22 protein-coding genes and 1 tRNA gene are annotated in these 25,468 nt (G+C 69.2%); 10 read left to right on the forward strand and 13 right to left on the reverse strand.

Features of this window, described 5'->3' with window-relative positions:
* Positions 1 to 72: 72 nt before the first annotated feature.
* Together BFF76_RS11950 and BFF76_RS11955 are read right to left on the reverse strand one after the other, a co-directional pair.
* Positions 73 to 146: transfer RNA gene (locus BFF76_RS11950), tRNA-Pro, on the reverse strand.
* Positions 147 to 232: 86 nt separating this feature from the next.
* Positions 233 to 1,171, reverse strand: coding sequence for a metallophosphoesterase (locus tag BFF76_RS11955; RefSeq protein ID WP_031090849.1), 939 nt, complete (start codon positions 1,169 to 1,171; stop codon positions 233 to 235).
* 79 nt (positions 1,172 to 1,250) lie between these two features.
* Here BFF76_RS11955 and BFF76_RS11960 point away from each other — a divergent pair, with 79 nt between their 5' ends.
* Positions 1,251 to 1,715 (forward strand): GatB/YqeY domain-containing protein, encoded by a 465-nt coding sequence (locus tag BFF76_RS11960; protein ID WP_031090851.1) that lies wholly within the window; start codon positions 1,251 to 1,253, stop codon positions 1,713 to 1,715.
* 87 nt (positions 1,716 to 1,802) lie between these two features.
* On the opposite strand, the gene BFF76_RS11965 is transcribed toward BFF76_RS11960, so the two are convergent.
* The gene (locus BFF76_RS11965) at positions 1,803 to 4,028 is read right to left on the reverse strand and encodes a transglycosylase domain-containing protein (protein ID WP_053929466.1); all 2,226 of its coding nucleotides are present in this window, start codon (positions 4,026 to 4,028) and stop codon (positions 1,803 to 1,805) included.
* A 398-nt stretch (positions 4,029 to 4,426) separates the two neighbouring features.
* Between BFF76_RS11965 and BFF76_RS11970 the strand changes: the two genes are divergently transcribed.
* Positions 4,427 to 4,804 carry a WhiB family transcriptional regulator gene (locus BFF76_RS11970; RefSeq protein WP_031090856.1) on the forward strand — a complete coding sequence of 126 codons (378 nt, stop codon included), beginning with the start codon at positions 4,427 to 4,429 and terminating at the stop codon, positions 4,802 to 4,804.
* 33 nt (positions 4,805 to 4,837) lie between these two features.
* Here BFF76_RS11970 and bagB read toward each other — a convergent pair whose 3' ends face one another.
* Positions 4,838 to 6,301: an ATPase BagB gene (gene bagB, locus BFF76_RS11975; RefSeq protein WP_065848179.1), complete on the reverse strand. Its 1,464-nt coding sequence runs from the start codon at positions 6,299 to 6,301 to the stop codon at positions 4,838 to 4,840.
* Positions 6,298 to 7,332: an ATPase BagA gene (bagA, locus tag BFF76_RS11980; RefSeq protein WP_031090859.1), complete on the reverse strand. Its 1,035-nt coding sequence runs from the start codon at positions 7,330 to 7,332 to the stop codon at positions 6,298 to 6,300. The genes bagB and bagA overlap by 4 nt, the downstream gene beginning before the upstream one ends.
* A gap of 71 nt (positions 7,333 to 7,403) precedes the next feature.
* On the opposite strand from bagA, the gene BFF76_RS32240 reads away from it, so the two are divergent.
* From BFF76_RS32240 to BFF76_RS11995, 4 genes are all read left to right on the forward strand, one after another.
* The gene (locus tag BFF76_RS32240; protein ID WP_019992579.1) at positions 7,404 to 7,562 is read left to right on the forward strand and encodes a Sp36 family protein; all 159 of its coding nucleotides are present in this window, start codon (positions 7,404 to 7,406) and stop codon (positions 7,560 to 7,562) included.
* Positions 7,562 to 8,032: a RidA family protein gene (locus BFF76_RS11985; RefSeq protein WP_031090861.1), complete on the forward strand. Its 471-nt coding sequence runs from the start codon at positions 7,562 to 7,564 to the stop codon at positions 8,030 to 8,032. The genes BFF76_RS32240 and BFF76_RS11985 overlap by 1 nt, the downstream gene beginning before the upstream one ends.
* A 145-nt stretch (positions 8,033 to 8,177) precedes the next feature.
* Positions 8,178 to 9,095 carry an NUDIX hydrolase gene (locus BFF76_RS11990; RefSeq protein WP_065848180.1) on the forward strand — a complete coding sequence of 306 codons (918 nt, stop codon included), beginning with the start codon at positions 8,178 to 8,180 and terminating at the stop codon, positions 9,093 to 9,095.
* Positions 9,092 to 9,922: an MBL fold metallo-hydrolase gene (locus BFF76_RS11995; RefSeq protein WP_031090865.1), complete on the forward strand. Its 831-nt coding sequence runs from the start codon at positions 9,092 to 9,094 to the stop codon at positions 9,920 to 9,922. The genes BFF76_RS11990 and BFF76_RS11995 overlap by 4 nt, the downstream gene beginning before the upstream one ends.
* Positions 9,923 to 10,003: 81 nt before the next feature.
* Here BFF76_RS11995 and BFF76_RS12000 read toward each other — a convergent pair whose 3' ends face one another.
* The gene (locus BFF76_RS12000) at positions 10,004 to 10,678 is read right to left on the reverse strand and encodes a Crp/Fnr family transcriptional regulator (protein ID WP_031090867.1); all 675 of its coding nucleotides are present in this window, start codon (positions 10,676 to 10,678) and stop codon (positions 10,004 to 10,006) included.
* Between the two features lie 253 nt (positions 10,679 to 10,931).
* Between BFF76_RS12000 and nth the strand changes: the two genes are divergently transcribed.
* The 3 genes from nth (at position 10,932) to BFF76_RS12015 (ending at position 14,035) form a co-directional block, all read left to right on the forward strand.
* Positions 10,932 to 11,774 carry an endonuclease III gene (nth, locus tag BFF76_RS12005; RefSeq protein ID WP_042836160.1) on the forward strand — a complete coding sequence of 281 codons (843 nt, stop codon included), beginning with the start codon at positions 10,932 to 10,934 and terminating at the stop codon, positions 11,772 to 11,774.
* Between the two features lie 226 nt (positions 11,775 to 12,000).
* Positions 12,001 to 12,738, forward strand: coding sequence for an NUDIX hydrolase (locus BFF76_RS12010; RefSeq protein WP_053929464.1), 738 nt, complete (start codon positions 12,001 to 12,003; stop codon positions 12,736 to 12,738).
* A 91-nt stretch (positions 12,739 to 12,829) separates the two neighbouring features.
* Complete coding sequence (locus tag BFF76_RS12015; protein WP_031090872.1) at positions 12,830 to 14,035, forward strand: MarP family serine protease; 1,206 nt, start codon at positions 12,830 to 12,832, stop codon at positions 14,033 to 14,035.
* A 135-nt stretch (positions 14,036 to 14,170) separates the two neighbouring features.
* Here BFF76_RS12015 and BFF76_RS33740 read toward each other — a convergent pair whose 3' ends face one another.
* The 6 genes from BFF76_RS33740 to BFF76_RS12045 all read right to left on the reverse strand — a co-directional run bounded on the left by BFF76_RS33740 (position 14,171) and on the right by BFF76_RS12045 (position 22,751).
* The gene (locus tag BFF76_RS33740) at positions 14,171 to 14,398 is read right to left on the reverse strand and encodes a hypothetical protein (RefSeq protein ID WP_078850500.1); all 228 of its coding nucleotides are present in this window, start codon (positions 14,396 to 14,398) and stop codon (positions 14,171 to 14,173) included.
* Between the two features lie 104 nt (positions 14,399 to 14,502).
* Positions 14,503 to 15,480 carry an alpha/beta fold hydrolase gene (locus BFF76_RS12020; protein WP_031090873.1) on the reverse strand — a complete coding sequence of 326 codons (978 nt, stop codon included), beginning with the start codon at positions 15,478 to 15,480 and terminating at the stop codon, positions 14,503 to 14,505.
* Positions 15,477 to 16,007, reverse strand: coding sequence for a phage holin family protein (locus BFF76_RS12025; RefSeq protein WP_031090874.1), 531 nt, complete (start codon positions 16,005 to 16,007; stop codon positions 15,477 to 15,479). Before BFF76_RS12025 ends, BFF76_RS12020 begins: the two co-directional genes overlap by 4 nt.
* Before the next feature lie 39 nt (positions 16,008 to 16,046).
* Complete coding sequence (nhaA, locus tag BFF76_RS12030) at positions 16,047 to 17,447, reverse strand: Na+/H+ antiporter NhaA (protein ID WP_065848181.1); 1,401 nt, start codon at positions 17,445 to 17,447, stop codon at positions 16,047 to 16,049.
* Between the two features lie 601 nt (positions 17,448 to 18,048).
* Positions 18,049 to 19,992 carry an acetate--CoA ligase gene (acs, locus tag BFF76_RS12040; RefSeq protein WP_053929463.1) on the reverse strand — a complete coding sequence of 648 codons (1,944 nt, stop codon included), beginning with the start codon at positions 19,990 to 19,992 and terminating at the stop codon, positions 18,049 to 18,051.
* Positions 19,993 to 20,237: 245 nt separating this feature from the next.
* Positions 20,238 to 22,751 (reverse strand): SulP family inorganic anion transporter, encoded by a 2,514-nt coding sequence (locus BFF76_RS12045; protein ID WP_065848183.1) that lies wholly within the window; start codon positions 22,749 to 22,751, stop codon positions 20,238 to 20,240.
* A 298-nt stretch (positions 22,752 to 23,049) separates the two neighbouring features.
* Between BFF76_RS12045 and BFF76_RS12050 the strand changes: the two genes are divergently transcribed.
* Entirely contained in the window at positions 23,050 to 24,381 is a 1,332-nt protein-coding gene (locus tag BFF76_RS12050) for a polysaccharide deacetylase family protein (protein ID WP_031090878.1), read from the forward strand.
* 23 nt (positions 24,382 to 24,404) lie between these two features.
* Here the strand turns inward: BFF76_RS12050 and BFF76_RS12055 are convergent, their stop codons facing one another.
* Complete coding sequence (locus tag BFF76_RS12055; protein ID WP_065848184.1) at positions 24,405 to 25,406, reverse strand: ATP-binding protein; 1,002 nt, start codon at positions 25,404 to 25,406, stop codon at positions 24,405 to 24,407.
* Positions 25,407 to 25,468: the final 62 nt, after the last annotated feature.

The following is a 25,468-nucleotide window of genomic DNA, read 5'->3' on the forward strand; positions in this document are numbered from 1 at the left end:
AGACGCCTCCAGGAACGAGTCAGGGGCCCGACCCGCTAAGCGGATCAGGCCCCTGACCTGGTGTTTCAGCTGTCGGGGTGGCGGGATTTGAACCCACGACCTCTTCGTCCCGAACGAAGCGCGCTGCCAAGCTGCGCTACACCCCGATGTCCACCGGTTGTCCCGGCGACACCGATTACTTTAGCCCACCGGCGCCCGGAGGCGAAATCCGGTTTTGTGCAGGGCAGGGGCTTCAGTCGCGGGGCGTGAGCGTCAGCAGGGTCGCCTCGGGCGGGCAGGCGAAGCGCACCGGGGTGTAGCGGTTCGTGCCGCAGCCCGCCGAGACGTGGAGGTAGGCGCGACGGTCGCCGACCGTGTGGCTGGAGAGGCCCTTCACCCGGTCCGTGTCCAGGTCGCAGTTGGTGACGAGAGCGCCGTAGAAGGGGATGCAGAGCTGCCCGCCGTGGGTGTGACCGGCCAGGACCAGGGGGTAACCGTCCGCCGTGAAGGCGTCCAGGGAGCGCAGGTACGGGGCGTGGACCACGCCGACCGAGAGGTCGGCGTCCGCCTCGGGGCCACCGGCGACCTCGGCGTAACGGTCCCGCTTGATGTGGGGGTCGTCAAGGCCGGTGAAGGCGATCTCCAGCCCGTCGGCCTTGATCCGGCCCCTGGTGTTGGAGAGGTTCAGCCAGCCGGCCTCGTCGAAGGCGTCCCGCATCGGCTCCCACGGGTTGTGGACGACGTCGACCGCCGGCGCGTTCCCGTTGAGCCCGTGCTTGCCCTGGGTCTTCTCCAGGAGATAGCGGACCGGGTTGCGCAGCTTCGGGCCGTAGTAGTCGTTGGAACCGAAGACGTAGACCCCGGGGTACTCCATCAGCGGGCCGAGCGCGTCGAGCAGCTCGGGCACCGCCTCCGGGTCGGAGAGGTTGTCGCCGGTGTTCACCACGAAGTCCGGGCGCAGGCCCGCCAGCGACTGCAGCCAGGCGCGCTTCTTGCGCTGGCCGCTCACCATGTGGACGTCGGAGATCTGGAGTACGCGCAACGGGCGTGCTCCTTGGGGGAGTACGGGAACCGCGATCCGGCGGAGGCGGAACGAGCGTGCCTCGAATCCGGCCGCGTAGACGAGGCCGGCGGCACCGACCGCTGCGCCGACTGCCGTGACTTTCAGGGGTACTCCGTAGCGTGCGCGCATGGGCCCATCGTCGCAGAAACGATGCGGTGGGACGAAAACAGGCGGGCGACGGGTGCCCCGTACCTGTCACAATCACCGCATGACCACGCTCAAGTCCAAGCTCAAGGAAGACCTCACCACGGCCATGAAGGCGCGTGACGAGCTCACCTCGTCCACCCTCCGGCTCACCCTGACCGCGATCACCAAGGAAGAGGTCAGCGGCAAGACGTCGCGCGAGCTCTCCGACGACGAGGTGCAGAAGGTGATCGCCAAGGAGGCGAAGAAGCGCCGCGAGGCGGCCGAGGCCTTCGCACAGGGCGGCCGGACGGAGCAGGCCGAGCGGGAGAGGGCCGAGGGTGAGCTGCTCGACGCGTACTTGCCCAAGCAGCTGTCCGACGACGAGCTGAACGCGATCGTCGCGCAGGCTGTCGGGGAGGCGAAGGCCGCCGGTGCCGAGGGGCCGCGCGCGATGGGCGCCGTCATGAAGATCGTCAACCCGAAGGTGGCAGGGCTCGCCGAGGGCGGCCGGGTCGCCGCCACGGTGAAGAAGCTGCTCGCGGGCTGAGAGGCCGATGCGTGAAGTGAAGGAGGGGCGCCCCCGGCCGGGGGCGCCCCTCCTTCACTTATGACGTCGTCCGGGTGGACCGTACGGTCAGCGGCCGTTGCCGCCGCCGCGCCCGCCGTCGTTCCCGCCGATGAAGCCGGGCGGCAGGGTGATGCCGCCGATGGGGTCGCCGCCGGGCTTGTCGTTCTCGTTCCCGCCGCCCGTGTCCCCGCCGCGGCCCTTGTCCTTGGCCTTCTCCTTGGCGCGCGGCACCGAGATCGGGTTGAAGGCCGGGGTCTCCGAGGCGGTCAGTGCCCCGGTCATCGCCGTCTTCCAGATGGGACCGGGAAGGCAGCCACCGCAGACCTTGTCGTAGTACTGGCCGCCGATGGTGATGTTGTACATCGGCACCTTCTTGCCGACGTCCGCACCCACCCACACGGCCGTGGACAGGTTCGGCGTGTAGCCGACGAACCATGCGTCCACGCGGTCGTTGGTGGTACCGGTCTTGCCCGCGTTGTCGCGGTCCGTCAAGCCGGCCTGGGTGCCGGTCCCGTCCTCCACGACGCCCTTGAGCATCTGGTTGAGGGTGTCGGCCGTCTTCTCGCTCATCGCCCGCGAGCACGAGGACTTGGGTACGCCGAGCTTCTTGCCGTTCGCGTCGGTGATGGCCTCGATGGCGATCGGCGTGCAGAACGTGCCGCGGTTGGCGAACGCCGCGTACGAGGCGGCCATGCCGAGCGGAGTGCTCTCCGTGCCGCCCAGGGTGATCGACGGGTTGTTGTCCGAGACGGGCTTGCCGTCGCCCCGCTCGTAGCCGAGCTTCTTCGCCATGGTGACCGTCTCGCACAGCCCGGCCTGCTGTTCCAGTTTGGCGAAGTAGGTGTTGATCGACTTGCCGAGCGCGCTCGTCATGTCGAAGGCGCCCTTCTCGGACTCCATCTCGTTCTGGAGGTCCCAGTTCCCGCTTCCGACAGGCGATCCCGCGCAGTTCCGATAGGAGTTCATCGGCACCGAGATCTTCCAGTCGGAGCTGTAGCTCTGCGCCGGGCTGATGCCCTTCTCCAGTGCCGCGGCGGCCGTGATCGGCTTGAAGGTCGAGCCGACCTGGAAGCCGTAGGTGCTGCCGCCCAGCTTGTTGCTGACGGCGAGGTTCAGCACCGTCTCGTTCTTCTTCTGGTCCAGGCCGTAGGGCCTGGACTGGCCCATCGAGAGGATCTTGCCGGTACCGGGCTCGACCTGCACCACCGAGGCGGCGACCTTGTCGTCCTTGTGGACCTTCGAGGTCGCGGCCTCGTTGGCCGCCTTCTGCGCGCGCGGCGAGAGAGTGGTCTTGACGGTCAGACCGCCGAGGGCCCAGAGCTTCGAGCGCTCCTCCGGCGTCTTCCCGAAGGACGGGTCGGTCAGGACGGTCTTGCGCACGTAGTCGCAGAAGAACCCGGCGCCGCTGACGGCTGTGATGCAGCCGCTGTTCGGCTTGCTGACCTTCAGCTCGATGGGGGCCGCGACAGCCTTGTCGGCCTCGTCCTGCGAGATGTTGCCGACGGCCGCCATGCGCTGGAGCACGATGTTGCGGCGCTTGGTCGCCTCCTCCGCGTCGTTGACCGGGTCGTACCGGGTCGGCGACTGGACGAGGCCGGCCAGCATCGCCGCCTCCTCCAGCTTGAGGTCCTTGGCGTGCTTGGAGAAGTAACGCTGCGAGGCGGCCTCGACGCCGTAGGCCTGCTGCCCGAAGAACGTGATGTTGAGGTAGTTCTCCAGGATCTTCTTCTTGCCGAGCTCTTCCTCGACCTGGATCGCGTACTTCAGCTCACGGACCTTGCGGCCCAGGGTCTGCTGGGTGGCCTCGGCGACCTTGTCCGGGTCGTCGCCCGCCTCCTCCACGAAGACGTTCTTCACGTACTGCTGAGTGAGCGTCGAGGCGCCCTGCGCGGCACCGCCCTCCTGCACGTTGCGGTTCATCGCGCGCAGGATGCCCTTGAGGTCCACCGCGCCGTGCTGGTAGAACCGCGAGTCCTCGATCGCGACGATCGCGTCCTGCATGTACGGCGAGATGTCCTTGAGCGGGACGACGGTCCGGTCGCGCGAGTAGTCCGTCGCGATCAGCCCGCCCTCGTTGTCCAGGATCTTGATCCTCTGGCTCAGTGGCGGGGTCTTGAGGTTCGAAGGGATCTCGTCGAATCCCTCGACCGTTCCCTTGGCTGCGAGCCCCAGTGCGCCTGCGGCCGGCAGTGCGATGCCGGCCAGTACAGCTCCGGAGAGTGCGGCGACACCGAGGAACTTGGCGGCCTGCTGGGTCGTCGTGAGACCCCCGCCTGAGCGCTTCTTTGGCATGGGGGCAGCCTACGTTCTCATTCGCCGGACACGCGTATAGGCCTTGGCCTAAGCTGCTCTCAACTGTCACAGCAGTCCGAATTTGCATCAACCCCCCTGCACGGCCCTCAACGGAATTCAGCCAGCTGTCGTGGCGCTCCCGAATTCGCCTCGTGTGTAACTGAATGTCCGTTGCGACTTGGGGTTTCTGTCCCGATTCCGTCGGGAAGGTCCCGCATGTCCTCCCGTCACTCCTCTGGGTGATCTGCCGCGTACGCATAGTCCGTTCGGGCCATCCAAGATTGGGCCCGAAGGGGGTGTTGTGCTGTCGCCACCTTCCGTAACGTCCTCAACTGGCAACGGTGAATATGCCGCTGTCGCCGTGGGGGAGCCTCGATTCGGGAGAGGACGGCGCCGGGATGGGCTGGGTAACCGACTGGAGTGCGCAGGCAGCCTGCCGCACTACCGATCCGGATGAATTGTTCGTACAAGGGGCAGCGCAGAACAGGGCCAAGGCGGTGTGCACCGGATGCCCGGTGCGGACCGAATGCCTGGCCGACGCGCTGGACCATCGCGTCGAGTTCGGCGTGTGGGGCGGGATGACAGAGCGGGAGCGCCGCGCGTTGCTGCGCCGTCGGCCCACCGTCACGTCCTGGCGCCGCCTGCTGGAGACCGCCCGCAGTGAGTACGAGCGGTCCACAGGCATGCTGCCCGCAGCGGCGGGCCTGGACGACGGCCTGCGTGCCGACGGACTGCACGATGACGAACTGCACGAGACGTTCGCCGCCGTGGGGTAGCCGCGAGGGCTGCCCGCGGGCGTCCTGTCGGTGCTACGAAGCTCCGGCCGGGGTGGAAGCGGAACCGGTCGCCAGCAGTTCCCCTACGGCCCTGAGGCCTGCCAGGTCGTGCACGTCACCGGGCAGCGCGGCCACCTCGGTCACCAGGACCTCGGGGTGGAGCGTGGTGAAGCTGTCGCGGGTGTGCTGCTCGCGCGCGACGACCTGCATCCGCTCGGCGTGCAGCCGCAGCAGACCTGCGGTCAGCTGCTCGACGGACACCTCGACGGATACCTGGACGGACGCGGTGTCCGTGGCAGGTGTGTCGTGCCTGTCTGCTTCCGTGTGCGTGGGTGGCCCGGACGGGTCAGAGGACTTGTCGCCACGGCCGTGAGGCGCGGGGGTGTCTGAGGTCCGGTCGTGCTCGTGCGGCTCCTGCTGTGGTGGCTCGTGCGTGGAGGGCTCGTTGCCGTGCTCGGGGGAGAGCGGCGACTCCGGCGTTTCGGGAGAGGTGGCGGCCACCGGGTCCGCCGGGTCACCAAGGCCAGCCTTCCCGGCCGCCTGATCCACAATGCCGACGCTTTCAAGATTTTCTGCGGCTGCCAGCGCCCGCTCCTCGGAGAGCCGTGCGGCCTCGCTGCCGTGCACCCGGTTGAGGACCAGGCCGGCCAGCGGCATCTCCTCGGCGGCCAGCCGTTCCACGAAGTACGCGGCTTCGCGCAGCGCGTCCCGCTCAGGCGTCGCCACCACGAGGAATGCCGTGCCGGGCGCCTGGAGCAGCTTGTACGTCGCGTCGGCCCGGGTACGGAATCCGCCGAACATCGAGTCCATCGCCGCGACGAAGGTCTGTACGTCGCGCAGGAACTGTCCGCCGAGCAGCTTGCCGAGGGTCCCCGTCATCATCGACATGCCGACGTTGAGGAATTTCATCCCGGCCCGTCCGCCGATCTTCGCCGGGGCGATCAGCAGCCGGATGAACTTGCCGTCCAGGAAGGAGCCGAGACGTTTCGGCGCGTCCAGGAAGTCCAGTGCGGAACGGGACGGCGGGGTGTCGACGATGATCAGGTCCCACTCGTCGCGCGCCCGCAGCTGTCCGAGCTTCTCCATCGCCATGTATTCCTGCGTGCCCGCGAAACCGGCCGAGAGCGACTGGTAGAAGGGGTTGTCCAGGATCGCTCGTGCCCGCTCGGCGTCCGTGTGCGCCTCGACGGTCTCGTCGAAGGTGCGCTTCATGTCGAGCATCATGGCGTGCAGCTCGCCGTCGCCCTCGATGTCCTCGACCCGGCGCGGGATGTTGTCCAGCCGGTCGATGCCCATGGACTGGGCGAGCCGGCGGGCCGGGTCGATCGTGAGGACGACGACCTTGCGGCCCCGCTCGGCCGCCCGCACCCCGAGCGCCGCCGCGGTCGTGGTCTTGCCCACGCCGCCGGATCCGCAGCACACGACGATACGGATCTCGGGGTCGTCCAGGAGCGCGTCGGTCTCCAGACCCGCTGCGACGTCCGTGCTCGGCGTCATGACCCCACCCCTCGTCCGGAGCCGCGTGGCCTGCCGCCCCGGGGCGTCTGCCCCGCCGCGTCCGCGGTCTCGTCGCCGACTCCCTGCTTGCGGAACTCCTCCGCCAGCTCGTGCAGCGCGGACAGGCCCACTCCCTCGCCCATCAGCGGGAGCTCGGCCATGGGAAGTCCCAGCCCGGCCAGCACCGCGCGCTGCTCACGCTCCAGGCCGACCCGCTGGGCATGCTCGGCGGCCTGCGTGACCAGCGGCCGGACCAGCCCGGCGGAACCCGTCACACCGGCCCTGGTGAGCGCCTTCGCGATCTCCTTGCGCCGGCCCCCCGACGCCGTACGCAGTGCGTCCTCGTCCAGCAGGTGGGGCCGGACCATGTTGACCACGACCCGGCCCACGGGCAGTTCGGCGGCCCGCAGCTCGGCGATGCCGTCCGCGGTCTCCTGGACCGGCATCTCCTCCAGGAGCGTCACCAGGTGGACGGCGGTCTCGGGGGACTTCAGGACCCGCATCACGGCCTGCGCCTGATTGTGTATCGGGCCGATCCTGGCCAGGCCCGCCACCTCGTCGTTCACGTTGAGGAAGCGGGTGATGCGGCCGGTGGGGGGCGCGTCCATGATCACGTAGTCGTAGACGAAGCTGCCCTGCTTGTCCTTGCGGCGTACGGCCTCGCAGGCCTTGCCGGTCAGCAGGACGTCCCGGACCCCCGGAGCGATGGTGGTGGCGAAGTCGATCGCGCCGAGCTTCTTGAGCGCCCGGCCCGCACTCCCCAGCTTGTAGAACATCTGGAGGTAGTCCAGGAGCGCGCGCTCGGCGTCGATCGCCAGCGCGTGGACCTCGCCGCCGCCGGGAGCCACGGCGATCCTGCGTTCCTCGTAGGGGAGGGCATCGGTCTCGAAGAGCTGGGCGATGCCCTGCCTGCCCTCGACCTCGACGAGGAGAGTGCGCCTGCCCTCGGTCGCGAGGGCGAGCGCGAGTGCGGCGGCGACCGTGGTCTTACCGGTCCCGCCCTTGCCGCTGACGACCTGGAACCTGCTCACGCCTTCGAGCCTAACCAGTCAGCGGGCAGGCTACGCACGGGACCGTGTGTGCCAGGCATTACAGTCGGCTCATGACCAAGTGGGAATACGCGACTGTGCCCCTTCTCGTGCACGCGACCAAGCAGATCCTGGACACCTGGGGCGAGGACGGCTGGGAGCTCGTCCAGGTCGTTCCGGGCCCGAACAACCCCGAGCAGCTGGTGGCCTACCTGAAGCGGGAGAAGCCGTAGTGGCGGGCGCCGTCGAGGCGAAGCTCGCCGAACTCGGCCTCGCCCTGCCGGACGTCGTACCGCCGCTCGCCTCCTACCAGCCGGCCGTGCGGTCCGGGGTGTACGTCTACACCTCCGGTCAGCTCCCGATGGTCGACGGCAAGCTCGCGGTGACCGGCAAGGTCGGCGCCGAGGTGACGCCCGACGAGGCCAAGGAGCTGGCGAAGACCTGCGCGCTGAACGCCCTGGCGGCAGTGAAGTCGGTCGCCGGCGACCTGGACCGGATCGCGCGGGTCGTGAAGGTCGTGGGCTTCGTCGCCTCCGCCTCCGACTTCACCGGGCAGCCCGGAGTGATCAACGGCGCGAGCGAGCTGCTGGGCGCGGTGCTGGGCGACAAGGGCGTGCACGCCCGCAGCGCCGTGGGCGTGGCGGTGCTGCCGCTCGACGCACCTGTCGAGGTCGAGGTCCAGGTCGAGCTCGTCGACGCCTGATCCGCGTGCCTCCACGATGCCGCCCGGTCCCACGACCGGGCGGCATCGTGCGTTCGGGGCGGTCGCGCCGGGCCATGCGTGTAAGGGGCAGACACCGATGCCGGGGCCCCTCGAACATCGGCGCGGTTCCGGATAGCCTCCGGCCATGTCGAACGGTCAGTGGTACCCACCGGAATGGCCCGCCCGGATCAGGGCTCTCGCCAGCGGCGAGTTGTCAGCCGTGACCCCGAAGCGGGCGGCCACGGTGATGCTGCTCCGGGACGCCACGACAGGGGAAGGCGCCACCGGTCCCGCCGTCCACATGCTGCGCCGGAGCACCTCCATGGCATTTGCCGGCGGCGCGTACGCCTATCCGGGTGGCGGGGTCGACCCGCGGGACGACGACCACCTCGTGGGCTGGGCGGGACCGTCCCTGGACACCTGGGCCGGCCGCCTGGGCGTCGACACGGCCGCCGAGGCGCAGGCGGTCGTCTGCGCGGCGGTGCGTGAGACGTACGAGGAGGCGGGCGTCCTGCTCGCCGGGCCGACCGCCGACACCGTCGTGAGCGACACGACGGGTGCCGACTGGGAGGCCGACCGCGAGGCGCTCGTAGCCCGGGAACTGTCCTTCGCCGGCTTCCTGGACCGCCGGGGACTGGTCCTGCGCTCCGACCTCCTGGCGGCATGGGCGCGCTGGATCACCCCGGCCTTCGAACCGCGCCGTTACGACACCTGGTTCTTCGTGGCCGCCCTCCCGGAGGGCCAGCGGACCCGGAACGCCTCCACCGAGGCCGACCGGACGGTCTGGATCCGCCCCGGTGACGCCGCCGACGGCTACGACAGGGGCGAACTCCTGATGATGCCGCCCACCGTGGCCACCCTGCGGGCGCTGAGGCCGTACGGGACGGCTGCGGAGGCATTGGGGGCAGCGGACTCCCAGGACCTGGCTCCCGTGCTGGCAGAGGCCCGTATGGAGGGTGACGAGCTGGTGCTGAGCTGGCCGGGACACGATGAGTTCACCAAGCACATTCCCCCGGCCGCGTCTCCTCCCACGGCCGACGGCACGGACGGGAACCTCTCGTGAGCGACGCGGCCGCACTGCCCGGACAGCCCCGCGGCGGTGTCCTCCCGGGACCCGCCACCACCCGTACGGTCAACGTCCTGGCCCCCAACGCCTCGCCGATGACGCTGGACGGCACGAACACCTGGATCGTCGCGGAACCGGACTCCGACCTCGCGGTCGTGATCGACCCCGGACCGCTGGACGACGTACATCTGCGGGCAGTCGTCGACACGGTGGAGAGGGCGGGCAGGCGCGTCGGCCTCACCCTCCTCACGCACGGACACCCCGACCACGCGGAGGGCGCCGCCCGGTTCGCCGGGCTCACGCGGACGAAGGTGCGTGCTCTGGACGTGGCGCTGCGCCTGGGCGACGAGGGGCTGACCGCCGGCGACGTGATCACGACGGGAGGGCTCGAACTCCGTGTCGTCCCCACCCCGGGGCACACGGCGGACTCGCTGTCCTTCCATCTGCCCGCAGACCGGGCCGTGCTGACGGGCGACACGATCCTGGGGCGCGGCACGACCCTCGTCGCCCACCCGGACGGCAGGCTCGGCGACTACCTGGACACCCTGCGGCGGCTGCGCTCGCTGACGGTCGACGACGGGGTGCACACGGTGCTCCCGGGGCACGGGCCGGTGCTGGAGGACGCACAGGGCGCCGTCGAGTTCTACCTGGCCCATCGCGCGCACCGCCTGGCTCAGGTCGAGACGGCCGTGGAGGCGGGGCACCGGACGCCCGCCGGGGTGGTGGCCGCGGTGTACGCGGATGTGGACCGTTCCCTCTGGCCGGCGGCGGAGCTGTCGGTGCGGGCCCAGCTGGAGTACCTGACCGAGCACGGCCTGATCTGACCCGGGCCGGTCCCGTGACGCAAGGGAAAGGCCCCACCGGCGGGTGGGGCCTTTTCCGCTGCCGCTCACGCGGCCGAGGCGTCAGCGGGAACGCTTGGCCAGCCGCTCCACGTCCAGCAGGATCACGGCGCGCGCTTCGAGGCGCAGCCAGCCGCGGCCCGCGAAGTCCGCGAGTGCCTTGTTGACGGTCTCGCGGGAGGCACCGACCAGCTGGGCCAGCTCTTCCTGCGTCAGGTCGTGCACCACGTGGATGCCCTCCTCCGACTGCACGCCGAAGCGGCGCGACAGGTCGAGGAGTGCTCGGGCGACACGGCCCGGCACGTCGGAGAAGACCAGATCGGACATCTGGTCGTTGGTCTTGCGCAGGCGCCGGGCGACGGCGCGCAGCAGCGCGGTGGCCACCTCGGGGCGCGCGTTCAGCCAGGGCTGGAGGTCTCCGTGCCCGAGACCGAGGAGCTTGACCTCGGTGAGCGCGCTCGCGGTCGCGGTGCGCGGGCCCGGGTCGAAGAGCGACAGTTCCCCGATCAGCTCGCCGGGGCCGAGGACGGCCAGCATGTTCTCCCGCCCGTCGGGCGAGGTGCGGTGGAGCTTCACCTTGCCCTCGGTGACCACGTACAGGCGGTCGCCCGGGTCGCCCTCGTGGAACAGCGCGTCGCCGCGTGCGAGGGTCACCTCACTCATCGAGGCGCGGAGCTCCGCGGCCTGCTCGTCATCGAGCGCCGCGAAAAGCGGGGCGCGCCGCAGAACGTCGTCCACGAGTTCTCTCCTTGTCGGCCTGTTCAGGGAAGCGTGGTTTCCATGATGCCGGACGGTAAAACAGTGCGATCGATCACAAACCAGTTTGACGTACGGGCGTGCCGGACCCTACGGCAGGGGGCCGATCGGGCGTGGATACGCGGTGACCGGGGCGGATGTCAGTCCGTAGCTCTAGGCTGGCCGAGTGTCCAGAACGCCGGTGAGAGCGCAGGCCGAGGGGGCTGATGGGGTGTCGGGAGACAGGAATTCCGCTGTGGGCGAACAGGCCGCACGAAGTACGAGAAACGCCGCAAAGCGGTCGGCGGGAGCGGCACCGGGCAAGCCCGCGAAGCCGGAATCGCATCTCGCGATGGTCCGCCGCGCCCGCCGGATCAACCGAGAGCTCGCCGAGGTCTATCCGTATGCCCACCCCGAGCTGGATTTCCGTAATCCCTTCGAACTCCTGGTGGCCACGGTCCTCTCGGCCCAGACCACCGACCTGAGGGTCAACCAGACGACCCCGGCGCTGTTCGCCGCCTACCCGACGCCAGAGGACATGGCCGCCGCCGTTCCCGAGAGGCTGGAGGAGATCATCCGGCCGACCGGCTTCTTCCGGGCGAAGGCGCGGTCCCTGATGGGCCTGTCCGCCGCCCTGAGGGACGACTTCGGCGGAGAGGTCCCCGGCCGGCTGGCGGATCTCGTGAAGCTGCCCGGCGTCGGGCGCAAGACGGCCAACGTCGTCCTCGGCAACGCCTTCGGTGTGCCGGGCATCACGGTGGACACCCACTTCGGGCGGCTGGTCCGCCGCTGGAAGTGGACCGAGCAGGAGGATCCGGAGAAGGTCGAGGCGGAGATCGCCGAGATCTTCCCGAAGAGCGAATGGACGATGCTGTCGCACCGCGTGGTCTTCCACGGCCGCCGCATCTGCCACTCCCGCAAGCCCGCCTGCGGCGCCTGCCCGATCGCCTCCCTCTGTCCCGCCTACGGAGAGGGGGAGACGGATCCCGAGAAGGCGAAGAAGCTCCTGAAGTACGAGATGGGCGGCCATCCGGGCCAGCGTCTCAGCCCGCCCCCGGACTATCCGGGCAGCCCGGCCCCGCCGCTGGGAGCCGGGTGAGCGGCCGTCGCGCGGCGCTGTTCACGGTCTCGGGTGCGGCGCTGTTCCGCGCCCCGGGTGCGCCGCTGTTCCGCGCCCCGGGTGCGCCGCTGATCAGCGCTTCCGGGGCCGGGGCGTCATCGGTGGCCTGCAGGGGCGAGGCGCGAGCGGTTCCTTCCCGGCCCGCGGACCGGGCCAGGACGGAACGAAATGGCCGACGAAAGGCGTTGGAACGACGGGGGTGCCCATGACGCACGCACAGAGCACACGGGCCGCGGCCGACGCGGCCGACGCCGGGACGGGCGCGCTGCACGACGACGCCCTCACCGTCTCCGCCGACGGCCTGCCCGCCTGGCTCGAGCCCGTGGCCCGGGCGGCGCGGACCGTGCAGGCCCGGCAGCTCAGCCGCTTCCTGCCGCCCGAGAGCGGTGCAGGGCGGCAGTCAGCCGTCCTGGTGCTCTTCGGTGAGGGCGAGCGCGGTCCGGAGCTGCTCCTGATGGAGCGTTCCGGCTCCCTGCGTTCCCACCCCGGACAGCCGTCCTTCCCCGGAGGCTCACTCGATCCCGAGGACGGCGACCACACGACCACCGGGCCGCTCAGGGCCGCGCTGCGGGAGGCCGAGGAGGAGACGGGTCTTGATCCGGGCGGTGTCCAGCTCTTCGGCGTGCTGCCCCGGCTCTACATTCCGGTGAGCGGCTTCGTCGTCACGCCGGTGCTGGGCTGGTGGCGGACCCCGAGCCCGGTGGGCGTCGTCGATCCGGCCGAGACCGCGCGGGTCTTCACCGCCCCCGTGGCGGATCTCACGGACCCGGCAAACCGGGCGACAGCCGTCCACCCGAGCGGACACCAAGGGCCCGCATTTCTGGTCGAATCCGCCCTGGTCTGGGGATTCACCGCCGGTGTGATCGACAGGATTGTGCACTTCGCGGGGTGGGAACGCCCCTGGGACAGGACCAGGCAGGTGCCGCTCGACTGGCGCGCATGACAGGGTGACTCCCGTGCTGCGCTGTTCCGGGCCTGGCCCGGACCCCGTCGAACCGGACGGGCCAGGTGACGAATCTGCGAGGCTATAGACGGTGAACGTGCTGGACATCCTGCTGCTCGTCGGCGCCGTGTGGTTCGCGGTGATCGGCTACCGCCAGGGTTTCGTCGTTGGCATCCTGTCCGTGATCGGCTTCCTGGGCGGCGGCCTCGTGGCCGTGTACCTGCTGCCGGTCATCTGGGACCGGGCGACCGACGGATCGGAAGTCTCCTCCGCCGCCGCCATCGTCGCGGTCGTGATCGTGATCGTGTGCGCCTCCGTGGGTCAGGCGTTCACCACCCACCTCGGCAACAGACTCCGCCGGTACATCACCTGGTCGCCCGCACGTGCCCTGGACGCCACCGGCGGCTCCCTGGTCAACGTGGTGGCCATGCTTCTGGTGGCCTGGCTGATCGGCTCAGCGCTGGCCGGTACGTCGCTGCCGACGCTGGGTAAGGCGGTCCGCAGTTCCTCGGTACTGCTCGGGGTCTCCCGGGTGATGCCCGATCAGGCCTCCAACTGGTTCACGGACTTCTCCTCCGTCCTGGCGCAGAACGGCTTCCCGCAGGTCTTCAGCCCCTTCGCCAACGAGCCCATCACCGAGGTCGAACCTCCGGATCCGGCGCTCGCCGGCAGCCCCGTCGCCACCCGTGCCAAGAAGTCCATCGTCAAGGTGGTCGGCATGGCGCCCAGCTGCGGCAAGGTCCTCGAAGGGACGGGTTTCGTCTTTTCCGACCGCCGTGTGATGACCAACGCCCATGTGGTCGGCGGCGTCGACGAACCGACCGTCCAGATCGGTGGAGAGGGCCGGCTCTACGACGCCAAGGTGGTCCTCTACGACTGGCAGCGCGACATCGCCGTACTGGACGTCCCGGACCTGGACGCCGAGCCGCTGCGCTTCACGGACACCGAAAAGGACGCGGAGACCGGTGACAGCGCCATCGTCGCCGGCTTCCCGGAGAACGGCGCCTACGACGTACGCTCCGCCCGCATCCGGGGACGTATCGATGCCAACGGCCCGGACATCTACCACCGGGGCACCGTGCGCCGTGACGTGTACTCGCTGTTCGCGACCGTCCGCCAGGGCAACTCCGGTGGCCCGCTGCTCACTCCGGACGGCAAGGTGTACGGAGTGGTGTTCGCCAAGTCGCTCGACGACCCGGACACGGGTTACGCGCTGACGGCGGACGAGATCCGCGAGGACATCGAGCTCGGCAGGTCAACGGCCCAGGAGGTCGACAGCGAGGGCTGCGCGCTCTGAGGTCCTGCGCCCGGCTCATGGCCGGGCGCGGCGCGGGCGACGCAGGCCTCCGCCCCAAGGAGCCACGTGCGGACCCCTGGGCCTCAACAGCCCGGGGAGGCCCCGCGCGTGGCTTGTATCTCTGCGGTCCCCGGGTCACCCACGGGGATGGCGCAGGCGCGCCGAGACCCAGCGGGCCCGGCGGTGGAGGATGCGCGGAATGCCCAGCCGAAGATCATGGAAAGCGCTCACGTCGCTCACATCGTGCACCCGGCTCCGGGAGCCGTCCCCCTCGTGAATGCTCGGACCGGCGGCAGCGGTCGAGCGGCGATTACGTGCTGTGTCATTGCGTGCTGCGTCATTGAAGTCGCGCGTCCAGCCCATACCCGACGTCTGCCCCTGACCCAAGGTCGGTAATCGTGCGCGAGTCAGCCAATTGGCTTATGCGGCGGGCAATTGGCTGTTCGTCGGACACCTGTGCCCCACGGTTACCGGTCGGGCTCGGGGTCCTTGAGCCAGTTGATGAGTTCGGTCGAGAAGCCGGCCGGATCCTCCTCGTGGGGGAAGTGCCCCAGACCGTCGAAAAGTCGCCACCTGTACGGCGCTTCGACGTACTCGCCGGACCCCGCGGAGCTACGGGTCCGGATCGCCGGGTCGAGTGAGCCGTGAAGGTGCAGCGTCGGTACGCGCACCGGGCGTTTCATCCGCCGGTTGAACTGCACGCCGTCCGGACGCGCCAGCGAACGCACCATCCAGCGGTACGGCTCGATCGAGCAGTGTGCCGTCGACGGGATGCACATCGCGCGCCGGTAGACGTCCACGGTCCGGTCGTCGGGGAAGTCAGCGGTGCGCGGCCCCGACCAGTCGCGGATCAGACGGCCCACCAGGGCCGCTTCGTCCGCCACGAGCTGACGCTCCGGAACCCACGGCCGCTGGAAGCCCCAGATGTGTGAGCCGGCCCGGGACTGCGCGAGGTCCGAGAGCATCGACGAGCGCCAGCGGCGCGGATGCGGCATCGACGACACGACGAGCCGCCGTACGAGCTTGGGCCGCATGACCGCAGCGGTCCAGGCGAGATAGCCGCCCATGTCATGCCCCACGAGAGCCGCGTCCGGTTCGCCGAGCGAGCGGATGACGCCGGTGACGTCGAGCGCCAGGTTCGCGGGGTCGTAGCCCCGGGGCGTGCGGTCGCTTCCGCCGACCCCGCGGAGGTCCATCGCGACCGCGCGGTATCCGGCGTCGGCCAGGGCGGTCAGCTGATGGCGCCACGTCCACCAGAACTGCGGGAAACCGTGCAGCAGCAGCACCAGCGGCCCGTCGCCGAGCTCGGCGATGTGGAAGCGCGCGCCGTTGGCCGCGACATCACGGTGGGTCCAAGGCCCGTCGAGTCGGACAGGGCTGCCGGAACCGGCAGCCGGTCCCAGCTGCCCCGCCGGGCCGGATGCGCTGAAATCGGGGTCGGTCATGTGGACGAGCGTGTCACAGGAACCGCCTTGTCCTGGACAGGCCGGCTCTCGATGGCCCTGTCCGCGAGCGTGCTGCCCTGTGCCTGCTCGATCGCACGCGCGCCGGTGACGGGGCGGGGGTGCGGCTTGACGCCCTGCAGGACCGCCGCGGTCTGCTTGGCCGAAGCGATGGACTTCTCCGGCGGCTTGACCTTCTTGAACTTGGCGAGCCCGAAGAGGGCGAGCAGGATCCCCAGAAGGATGAACGCACCGCCGACGATCAGGAACGACCAGGCGAGACCGAGCCCGAGATTGTGGATCCCGTAGGCCGCGGCGAAACTCAGCACCGGGATCGCGAACAGGATCAGCACGCCCGTGACGATGAACGCCACGCTTCCGGTCACGCCGCGCTTGACGTCCTGGCGCACCTCGGCCTTGGCCAGGGCGATCTCGTCGTGCACCAGGGCGGACATCTCGGCAGTGGCCGAGGCGAACAGTTGTCCGAGACTACGGTCGGTGCTGCCCGCGTAGTTGCCGGGGTCGCTCATCCCTGACTCCCTCTTCTCTTCCGTACATCCGATGTCAGATCATGCCGGACTGTCCGGCTTGCTGCTCGCTGCCCCCGCCCGTTCGGCAAGGCGACGGTGCTCAGCAGCCTTCCTCTCGTAGATCGCTGCCATACGCAGGTGGTACTCGGGGTCGTCCTGCTCGTAGACGTCGGGCACGCCCGATTCATCCGCGTCGAGTTCCTCGGCCTCGTACAGCGTCCTGTATCTGCGTACCCGCAGTTTGAGCAGTACACCGGAGAGTACGGCGGCAATCAGGGAACCGACGAGGACCGCGGCCTTGACCTCGTTGATCATGTCCTCGTCGCCGGCGAAGGCGAGCTCCCCGATGAGCAGGGAGACGGTGAAGCCGATACCGGCGAGCGTCGCCACCGCGAAGACATCGGCCCAGGCCAGGTCCTTGTTCAGTTCGGCCCTGGTGAAGCGGGTGACGAGCCAGGTGCCCCCGAAGATGCCGACGGTCTTGCCGACGACCAGACCGAGTACCACCCCGAGCGTTTCGGGCCGGGTGAAGACGCCGGCCAGTGCGTCGCCCTTGAGGGTGACACCGGCCGAGAAGAGGGCGAACAGTGGTACCGCGATGCCGGCCGACAGTGGGCGCACCAGGTGCTCGATGTGTTCGCCCGGGGAACTCGTCTCGCTCTCACGCTTGGTGCAGCGCAGCATGAGGCCCATGGCGACGCCGGCGATCGTCGCGTGGACGCCGCTGTTGTACATCAGCCCCCAGATGGCCAGGGCGAGCGGCAGGTAGATGTACCAGCCGCGCACTCCCGTGCGCAGCAGCACGTAGAACACGGCCAGACCGGCGAAGGCGCCGCCGAGTGCCAGGAAGTCGATGCTCTCGGTGAAGAAGACCGCGATGATGAGAATGGCGAAGAGGTCGTCGACGACGGCGAGTGTCAGCAGGAAGGCCCGCAGCGCTGCCGGCAGCGACGTGCCGATGACCGCGAGGACCGCGAGCGCGAAAGCGATGTCGGTGGCGGTGGGGACCGCCCAGCCGTCGAGGGACCCTCCACGGAGCACGGCGGTCAGCGCGTAGACGACGGCGGGGACGGCCATGCCGCAGAGCGCGGCGGCGACGGGCAGAGCCGCGGCCCGGGGGTCACGGAGTTCGCCGGCGACCAGCTCACGCTTGAGTTCGACGCCCGCGACGAAGAAGAAGACGGCGAGCAGACCGTCCGCGGCCCAGTGGGACACCGAGAGGTGGAGCCCGAGAGCTTCGGGGCCGAAGTGGAAATCACTCACGGAGGCGTAGGCGGAGCCGAAGGTGTTGGCCCAGATCAGCGCGGCAACGGCCGCGGCCAGCAGAAGCACTCCACCGACCGTCTCGGTGCGCAGGGCCTCGGCGACGTAATTGCGCTCGGGGAGCGAGAGCCGGCCGAGCACGGTGCGGCGGCCGGAAGGGGGCAGGGGCGGGGTCACGAGGGAGACCTCCGGGTCGGTTTACGGCAGTGGTCGGCATGGCGGATACACATGCCGACCAGACTTCCCGGCGCCCCTGTGGAGATTTCTATGTCGTTGTGTTCGGTACTCGTGCCGACGCACCGGAGACCTCTCAGTGCGCTACCGCACTCTGACGAAACGCGATCACCACTCTACCTGGGCTGTCGCAAACGTATCCGGATCCGACGGCCGCTGCCCGGCGGTGTGCGCCGCATCCGCCCATTTCTGCTCCGCGCCCCGGCTGTGCTGACACTGTCGGACTCGCGGCGCGGCGGGAGAGTCCACGGGGCGGCAGGACCACGTGCGGGACATGATCGACGGGTGGACGAGGTCGGACGGCTCTGGCTGCGTGACGTCCCTCTTGTCGGGCACAGCTACTCCGGCCTACCTGTCGGGTCCGGCCTATTATCGGGCAGCAGCCCAGCAGCCCAGCAGCCCAGCAGCCCAGCAGCCCAGCAGCCCAGCGGAACGGCGGTGGGCCGGCACGGGACCGGACGCAGGTCGGCGGCGAACAGAGGGGGCCGGGAGGGTGTGACACCGACGCTGTGTCGCTGTGCCCCCTGCCCGGCCCCTGCCTGAATCACTTGTTCAGATCGTCCATGATGCGACGCACGCTGTCCGTATCCGTGAGCGTGGTGACATCGCCCAGCTCGCGGTTCTCGGCGACATCGCGCAGGAGCCGGCGCATGATCTTGCCGGACCGGGTCTTCGGAAGCTCGGCCACCGGCAGGACCCGCTTGGGCTTGGCGATCGGTCCGAGTGTGGTGCCGACGTGGTTGCGCAGCTCGGCGACCAGTTCCTCGGAGGCGGTTGCCGTGCCACGCAGGATGACGAAGGCGACGATGGCCTGGCCGGTCGTCTCGTCGTTGGCACCGACGACGGCTGCCTCGGCGACTGAGGGGTGGGACACGAGGGCCGACTCGACCTCGGTGGTGGAGATGTTGTGCCCGGACACGAGCATGACGTCGTCGACCCGGCCGAGCAGCCAGACGTCGCCGTCCTCGTCCTTCTTGGCGCCGTCTCCGGCGAAGTACTTGCCCTCGAAGCGGGACCAGTAGGTGTCGATGAAGCGCTGGTCGTCACCCCAGATGGTGCGGAGCATCGACGGCCACGGCTCGGTGAGGACGAGATAACCGCCCCCGCCGTTGGGCACCTCGTGCGCCTCGTCGTCGACGACGGTGGCATTGATGCCGGGCAGCGCCCGCTGGGCGGAGCCGGGCTTGGTCGCCGTGACCCCGGGGAGCGGCGAGATCATCATGGCGCCGGTCTCGGTCTGCCACCAGGTGTCCACGATCGGGCAGAGATCGGAACCGATGTGCTTGCGGTACCACATCCACGCCTCGGGGTTGATCGGCTCACCGACCGAACCGAGCACACGCAGCGACGACAGGTCGAACTTGGCGGGGATGTCGTCTCCCCACTTCATGAACGTACGGATCGCGGTCGGCGCGGTGTAGAGGATCGTGACCCCGTACTTCTGCACGATCTCCCAGAAACGCCCCTGGTGCGGCGTGTCGGGCGTCCCCTCGTACATGACCTGGGTCGCGCCGTTGGCCAGCGGACCGTAGACGATGTACGAATGGCCGGTCACCCAGCCGATGTCGGCGGTGCACCAGTACACGTCGGTCTCGGGCTTGAGGTCGAAGACCGCGTGATGGGTGTACGCCGCCTGGGTCAGGTAACCCCCGGAGGTGTGCAGGATGCCCTTCGGCTTACCCGTGGTTCCCGAGGTGTAGAGAATGAAGAGCGGATGCTCCGCGTCGAAGGCCTCAGGTGTGTGCTCGGTCGACTGCCGGGCCGTGATCTCGTGCCACCACACGTCCCGGCCCTCGGACCATGCCGTGTCCTGCCCGGTACGCCGGACCACCAGGACATGCTCGACGCTCTCGATGCGCGAGACGGCGTCGTCCACGGCAGGCTTGAGCGCCGAGGGCTTGCCGCGGCGGTAGCCGCCGTCGGCGGTGATGACGACCTTGGCGTCGGCGTCCTGGATGCGAGCGGCGATGGCGTCCGCGGAGAACCCGCCGAACACCACCGAATGCGCTGCGCCGATGCGGGCGCAGGCCAGCATCGCCACGGCGGCCTCCGGGATCATCGGCAGGTAGACGGCGACCCGGTCCCCCTTGCCGACACCAAGCTCGGTGAGGGCATTGGCGGCGCGGGAGACCTCGTCCTTCAGCTCCGCGTAGGTGATCGCACGGCTGTCGCCGGGCTCGCCCTCGAAATGGATCGCGACCCGGTCGCCGTTGCCCGCCTCGACGTGACGGTCCACGCAGTTGTACGCGACGTTGAGCTTGCCGTCCGCGAACCACTTCGCGAAGGGCGGATTGCTCCAGTCGAGCGTCTCGGTCGGCTCCGTGGCCCAGGTCAGGCGGCGGGCCTGCTCGGCCCAGAAGCCCAGCCTGTCCGCCTCGGCCTGCTCATACGCCTCCACCGTCACGTTGGCGTTCGAGGCCAGATCGGCAGGCGGTGCGAACCGCCGCTCCTCCTTGAGCAGATTGGAGAGAGAGGAAGGCTCGCTCATGCTGCGGTCTCCTCCTTGAGCAGATTGGCCAGGCTTTCGTTGCTCACGACATCTCCCATTCCCAGGGTGTCCGTTGTGTCCCGGGGGACAGCTCATCAGGCCGCGGGCCAGGTGACAAGTGTCTGCCGGGAATTGGTTTAGACCTGTGTCCCGTGTGAGGAGCACACAGGTCCCGCTTCCGCGAGCGGCGCTGCGCGACGCGAAAGCGGGACCACAAGGTCTCACGGACCGGGAAGGCGAGTGGTTCAGGCACCGACAGTGATGCCGGGGCCCGTGGGCAGGCTTTCTGTGCCGGGCTCCGCACCCCATACGGCGCCGGGGGCTACCCGGGCGAAGACCTCGTCGGGCCCTGTTCCGGAACTGGCGCCCTCGGTCAGCAGATAAGCCTGCGCCTCGCCGACGTGAAAGTACATGCCGTGCAGTTGCAGGGTGCCTGCTGTCAGTCGGCGAGCCACCGATTCGTGTGCCCGCAGGTGCTCCAACTGCTGGACCACATTGGTCAGACAGAGCTGCTCCACGGCATCGGTGGGCAGTCGGCCGGCGATGCGAGCCCAGGAGTGGTGGCGGGAACGCATGCGCTCCAAGCTCGGCAGCCCGTGCCGCAGCCAGCGCCACAGGGGTGTCTGGGGTGTCTCGGGTTCGGACCCCAACAGGGCCTGCATCGCCCCGCATCCGGAGTGGCCACAGATCGTGATGGACTCGACCTCCAGCACATCCACCGCGTACTCGATGGCGGCAGCCACGGAGTCGTCGTTGCCGGTTGCGCCCCCGGCGTCCGGCGGCGGCACCAGATTGCCGACGTTCCGGACGGTGAAGAGGTCGCCCGGGCCACTCGCGGTGATCATGCTCGTGACGAGTCGGGAGTCTGCGCAGGTGAGGAACAGCTGGGACGGTCGTTGTCCCTCGGCGGCCAGCCGAGCCAGTTCCTCCCGGACCAGCGGGGCGGTGGTGCGCTGGAAGGAACTGAGGCCGCTGAGAAGCCGGTGGGGCCCGTGCCGACGGCTTGAGGTACCTGCCGGAGGGGCTGAGGCGGCGGTCTTCGACACGAAGTGCGAGGCCGGGGCGGCGGTGGTCGGAGCGTCTTCCCGCCCGCGGTCGTGGCAGTGGTGGTTCCGCCACGGGGTCCATGGACGGCAGCAGGAATGAGCGGCAGACGCAGGCTCGGCGATCCGGCCTCCGGAGCGGCCTGTGAACTCGATCCGGCCTCCCATCGCGATCTGCGCGGCGTACCAGTCCTGGATCGTCTCGTAGGCCGCATGGTCCATGAAGAAGCCGTCCAACTCGACCACGGCGTCCACCCCTTGCGGGAGCCTTCCGAGCACGCGGCTCAGCCGGGGGACGGCCAGGAAAGTCAGCTGGCCGCGGGCTGCGACCAGGTATCGGCCGTCCGGTCGCTCGGTCACGGTGATCCGCGTGCGAGCCAGTCGGTGCAGGGCGACGGCCACCGCCACGACGATGCCGATCGCGACTCCTTCGAGGACTCCGGCGAGGAGTACGCCGCTGATCGTCGCGCCGTACACCAGGAACTCCCGGTGTCTGTGGACCTTGCGGATGTGGGCGAAGCTGACCATCTGGATACCGACCACCATCACCAGTGCGCCGAGCGCCGCCAGGGGAATCCACTCCAGGGCTGTGACAAGCAGTACGGCCGCCAGCAGCACCCAGACGCCATGCAGCACTGTGGAGGCGCGGCTCTGCGCGCCCGCCCGCACATTCGCCGAACTGCGCACGGCGCCTCCGGACACGGCAAGACCTCCGGCCAGTCCCGACACCGCATTGGCGACACCCTGGGCCCGCAACTCCCGGTCGAGGTCGGCACGCTTGACGGGTGCGGCCGGCGCCTCCCCTTCCCTGGGGGCGGCTGCCGACCGGTCGGAGGCCAGCTTGTCCACGGCGACCGCGGCGAGCAGGGATTCGAGGCTGGCAACGAGCATGACGGTGAACACCGCTGCCGCGAGCGCGGCGACCGGGCCCTGCGGCAGCTCAGGCAGGGCGTGCGAGCGCCATGACGGAAGGTCCACCCGGACGATGCCGGGGGTGGCCGCAGCGGCGACAGCCGTGGCGATGGCCACCGCGGCGAGCGCGGCGGGAATTCTGCCCAGCGACATTCCGATCCGTCCGGGCAGGCGCGGCCACACGACGAGAAGAAGGATCGTCAGCGATCCGATGAGGGGTGCGGCGGGCTCGAGCTGCGCCAGGTGGGAGGGAAGCGTCAGGGCGTTCTCCAGGGCGGAGCTCTGCGGGGCCCCGCCGAGCACGATGTGCAGCTGGGCCAGGGCGATGGCCACACCGATGCCCGCGAGTGTGCCGTGGACGATGGCCGGGCTGACGGCAAGGGCATTGCGGGCGGCTCTCAGGGAGCCCAGCAGAATCTGCAGGAGTCCCGCGCCGATGGTGATCGCGCATGTGGTGCGCCATCCGTAGATCTGGATCAACTCGGCGGTGACTACGGTCAGTCCGGCTGAAGGGCCGCTGACCTGGAGCGGTGTGCCGCCCAGCAGTCCGGCGACGATGCCGCCGATCGCCGCGGATACAAGCCCGGCGGCGAGTGGGGCGTCCATCGCGACGGCGAGGCCGAGCGACATGGGAACGGCGATCAGGAAAACGGTGATCGATGCGGACAGATCCGCGCCCGAGACGCGGAAACGTCCGCGGCGGGGCGGTGGTGGCGGACTGTGTGGACGCTTGATTCCCGAAGCGCGGGAAGGGATCGAGCCGCGGGATGAGTGGTCGTCGCGGGTAGGGACGCAGGCAGACATGTTCCCGTCTCCTCCGGGGCAGCGCGGTCGCGGTATGTGAGTGACGGCGGCCGTGGGTCACGGCGTGCGGCGGTGGGTGCAGCGGCGGGATGTTTCAACTCTCCGTAAATGAATCGTAATGGAGAGTAAAGAAAAGTGTCCATGCTTTCGAGCAAATAGCCCAGTGAGTCACTCCTTCAAGTGAATAAGCATCTTTTCATTCGGCTTGTCGTACTGATTCCGGCAGAGCTGCGTGTGAGGTTGACCGCGCCGTGTCGGCACTTCAACGCATGAATCCTGCAAGGAAGAGGGTGGACGGATGATGGCCGCCACGAAGCGGATTGCCCTGGGTGCCGTGGTCACGGCGCTTGTCGCCGGCCTGGCTGGCTGTTCGGGTCCCGGGCCGGGGGCTGATGGCCCTGGGGCCGGAGCCGGGAAGGAGTCGGCCCCAGGCGCGGAGGGGAACTCCCCCGCGGCGGCGCCCAAGGGGCCGGTGAACCTCATCGGGGACGGTTCCACCGCCTTTACGGGAGCCCAGCCGAAACTCCCCGCCGCCAAGCGTCTCAAGCCCGGTCAGAAGCCACCGCAGTTCGTGGTGTTCTCGTGGGACGGCGCGGGTGAGGACAGCCAGAAGCTCTTCTCGCACTTCCGCGCGGTCGCGAAGAAGTATGACGCCAAAATGACGTACTTCCTCAGCGGCGTGTACCTCCTGCCGGAGGAGAAGAAGGAGCTCTACGACCCGCCCCAGCACGCGGCGGGCCGCTCCGACATCGGGTTCAACGACACCAAGGGGATCCGGCACACGCTGACGGAGCTGCGTGCCGCGTGGCTGGACGGCAACGAGATCGGCACCCACTTCAACGGGCACTTCTGCGGGCCGGACGGGGGTGTCGGCACATGGTCGGTCGAGGAGTGGAAGAGCGAGATCAGCCAGGCGAAAGCGTTCGTGAAGGGCTGGAAGACCAACGCTCCGGCGCTCAAGGGCGAAGCGCCGCTGCCCTTCGACTACGACAAGGAACTGATCGGCGCCCGCACTCCGTGCCTCGAGGGACAGAAGAACATGGTGGCAGCGGCGCGGACCATGGGATTCCGCTACGACTCCAGCGGTGTCGGCAACCAGGTCTGGCCCGCGAAGAAGGAAGGCATCTGGGACCTTCCCCTGCAGCTCGTACCCGTCCCTGGCCGCGCGTTCGAGACGCTGTCGATGGACTACAACTTCATGTTCAACCAGTCCGGTACGACGCAGGGCGACCCGGGCAAGCACGAGTACTGGGGTAACCAGATGCGGGACGGTCTGCTTCAGGCGTTCGGCCGGGCCTACAACGGAAACCGCGCTCCGCTGATCATCGGCAACCACTTCGAATCCTGGAACGGCGGCACCTATATGCGTGCCGTCGAGGAGACGATGAAGACTGTGTGCACCCAGCGGGATGTGCAGTGTGTTTCCTTCCGCCAGCTCACCGACTGGCTGGATGCCCAGGCCCCGGCGACGCTCGCGAAGCTCGGGACATTGAAGGTGGGCCAGAAGCCCGAACCGGGCTGGACGGCGTTCCTCGCCGGCACGGGTCCGGCCAAGCCCGCCGGCAGCCCCGTGCCCGCCAGGCCGGCGGATCAGCCGGCGGGCAAGGGGGCCGACGGAAGCGCGGGGTAGGGATCGCGCCCGGCGCCGCTCCGTCAGGCTGGGGCCGGCAGGGCGGCGCCCGTTTCCGCACAGTGCTCGCCCAGGGCGAACGAGGGGTCGACCTGGGCGGCCAGGTCGGCACCCGTCTTCTCGTTGCCCCAGCTCTCCGCGTTCTTCAGGTGAAAGTGCACCATCTGGCGCATATATCGCTCCCAGTCTCGTAGCTCGTACGAGTCCTCCGCGACGTTCTGCAGGGCCTGCAGGGCCATCCGGTTGTCCGCCTCCAGCAACTCGAACGGGGCGGGCCGGCCCTTTTCCATCGTCCGGACCCAGTCGGACTGGCCGATGCCGACCAGCAGGTCGTCGCCGACCTCGGCGCGCAGGAAGTCGAGATCGTCCTCGCCCTGCACCTTGTTGCCCACCACTTTCAGTGCGACCCCGAAGTCACGGGCGTACTCCTTGTACTGGCGGTAGACGGAGACACCCTTCCGGGTCGGTTCGGCGACCAGGAAGGTCATGTCGAAGCGGGTGAACAGTCCTGAGGCGAACGAATCCGAACCCGCCGTCATGTCGACCACCACATACTCGTCCCGGCCGTCGACCAGGTGGTTGAGGCAGAGCTCCACCGCTCCCACTTTGGAGTGGTAGCAGGCAACGCCGAGATCGGACTCGGTGAACGGCCCGGTGGCCATCAACCGGATCTCTCCGTCGTCGAGGCGGACTGTGCGGGCGCAGGCGTCGTAGACCGGGTTGGCCTCGCGTACGCGCAGGAGCCGGGACCCTTCACCGGGGGGCGTGGTCTTGATCATGGTTGCGGCGGACGCAATGCGGGGGTTGCTTCCGCGAAGGTAGTCCTTGATGAGAGGCAGTTGGGCGCCCATGGCGGGGAGACCGGCGGCCTCGTCCTCGTCCAGGCCGAGGGCGGCCCCGAGGTGCTGGTTGATATCGGCGTCCACCGCGACGACGTGGGCTTCATTTGCAGCGAGGTGGCGGATGAAGAGCGAAGACAGCGTGGTCTTGCCGCTGCCGCCCTTCCCTACGAAAGCGATCTTCATATTCACTTAGGGTAGCCGCTCAATCGCTATCTGTTGTCAAACTTCGTGAAGAAGGCCACTCC

It is taken from the genome of Streptomyces mutomycini (genome assembly GCF_001700505.1).
GTDB classification, from domain to species: domain Bacteria; phylum Actinomycetota; class Actinomycetes; order Streptomycetales; family Streptomycetaceae; genus Streptomyces; species Streptomyces mutomycini.

Bases quoted from the DNA above. Each gene is read 5' to 3' on its own strand.
- BFF76_RS12020 (WP_031090873.1), bottom strand. From the start codon at position 15,480: ATGACCGACCCCGATTTCAGCGCATCCGGCCCGGCGGGGCAGCTGGGA.
- BFF76_RS32240 (WP_019992579.1), top strand. From the start codon at position 7,404: ATGACCAAGTGGGAATACGCGACTGTGCCCCTTCTCGTGCACGCGACC.
- BFF76_RS33740 (WP_078850500.1), bottom strand. From the start codon at position 14,398: ATGGGCTGGACGCGCGACTTCAATGACGCAGCACGCAATGACACAGCA.
- BFF76_RS11990 (WP_065848180.1), top strand. From the start codon at position 8,178: ATGTCGAACGGTCAGTGGTACCCACCGGAATGGCCCGCCCGGATCAGG.
- BFF76_RS11960 (WP_031090851.1), top strand. From the start codon at position 1,251: ATGACCACGCTCAAGTCCAAGCTCAAGGAAGACCTCACCACGGCCATG.
- acs (WP_053929463.1), bottom strand. From the start codon at position 19,992: ATGAGCGAGCCTTCCTCTCTCTCCAATCTGCTCAAGGAGGAGCGGCGG.
- BFF76_RS12045 (WP_065848183.1), bottom strand. From the start codon at position 22,751: ATGTCTGCCTGCGTCCCTACCCGCGACGACCACTCATCCCGCGGCTCG.
- BFF76_RS11965 (WP_053929466.1), bottom strand. From the start codon at position 4,028: ATGCCAAAGAAGCGCTCAGGCGGGGGTCTCACGACGACCCAGCAGGCC.
- BFF76_RS12025 (WP_031090874.1), bottom strand. From the start codon at position 16,007: ATGAGCGACCCCGGCAACTACGCGGGCAGCACCGACCGTAGTCTCGGA.
- BFF76_RS12055 (WP_065848184.1), bottom strand. From the start codon at position 25,406: ATGAAGATCGCTTTCGTAGGGAAGGGCGGCAGCGGCAAGACCACGCTG.
- BFF76_RS11970 (WP_031090856.1), top strand. From the start codon at position 4,427: ATGGGCTGGGTAACCGACTGGAGTGCGCAGGCAGCCTGCCGCACTACC.
- BFF76_RS12010 (WP_053929464.1), top strand. From the start codon at position 12,001: ATGACGCACGCACAGAGCACACGGGCCGCGGCCGACGCGGCCGACGCC.
- bagB (WP_065848179.1), bottom strand. From the start codon at position 6,301: ATGACGCCGAGCACGGACGTCGCAGCGGGTCTGGAGACCGACGCGCTC.
- BFF76_RS11955 (WP_031090849.1), bottom strand. From the start codon at position 1,171: ATGCGCGCACGCTACGGAGTACCCCTGAAAGTCACGGCAGTCGGCGCA.
- BFF76_RS12050 (WP_031090878.1), top strand. From the start codon at position 23,050: ATGATGGCCGCCACGAAGCGGATTGCCCTGGGTGCCGTGGTCACGGCG.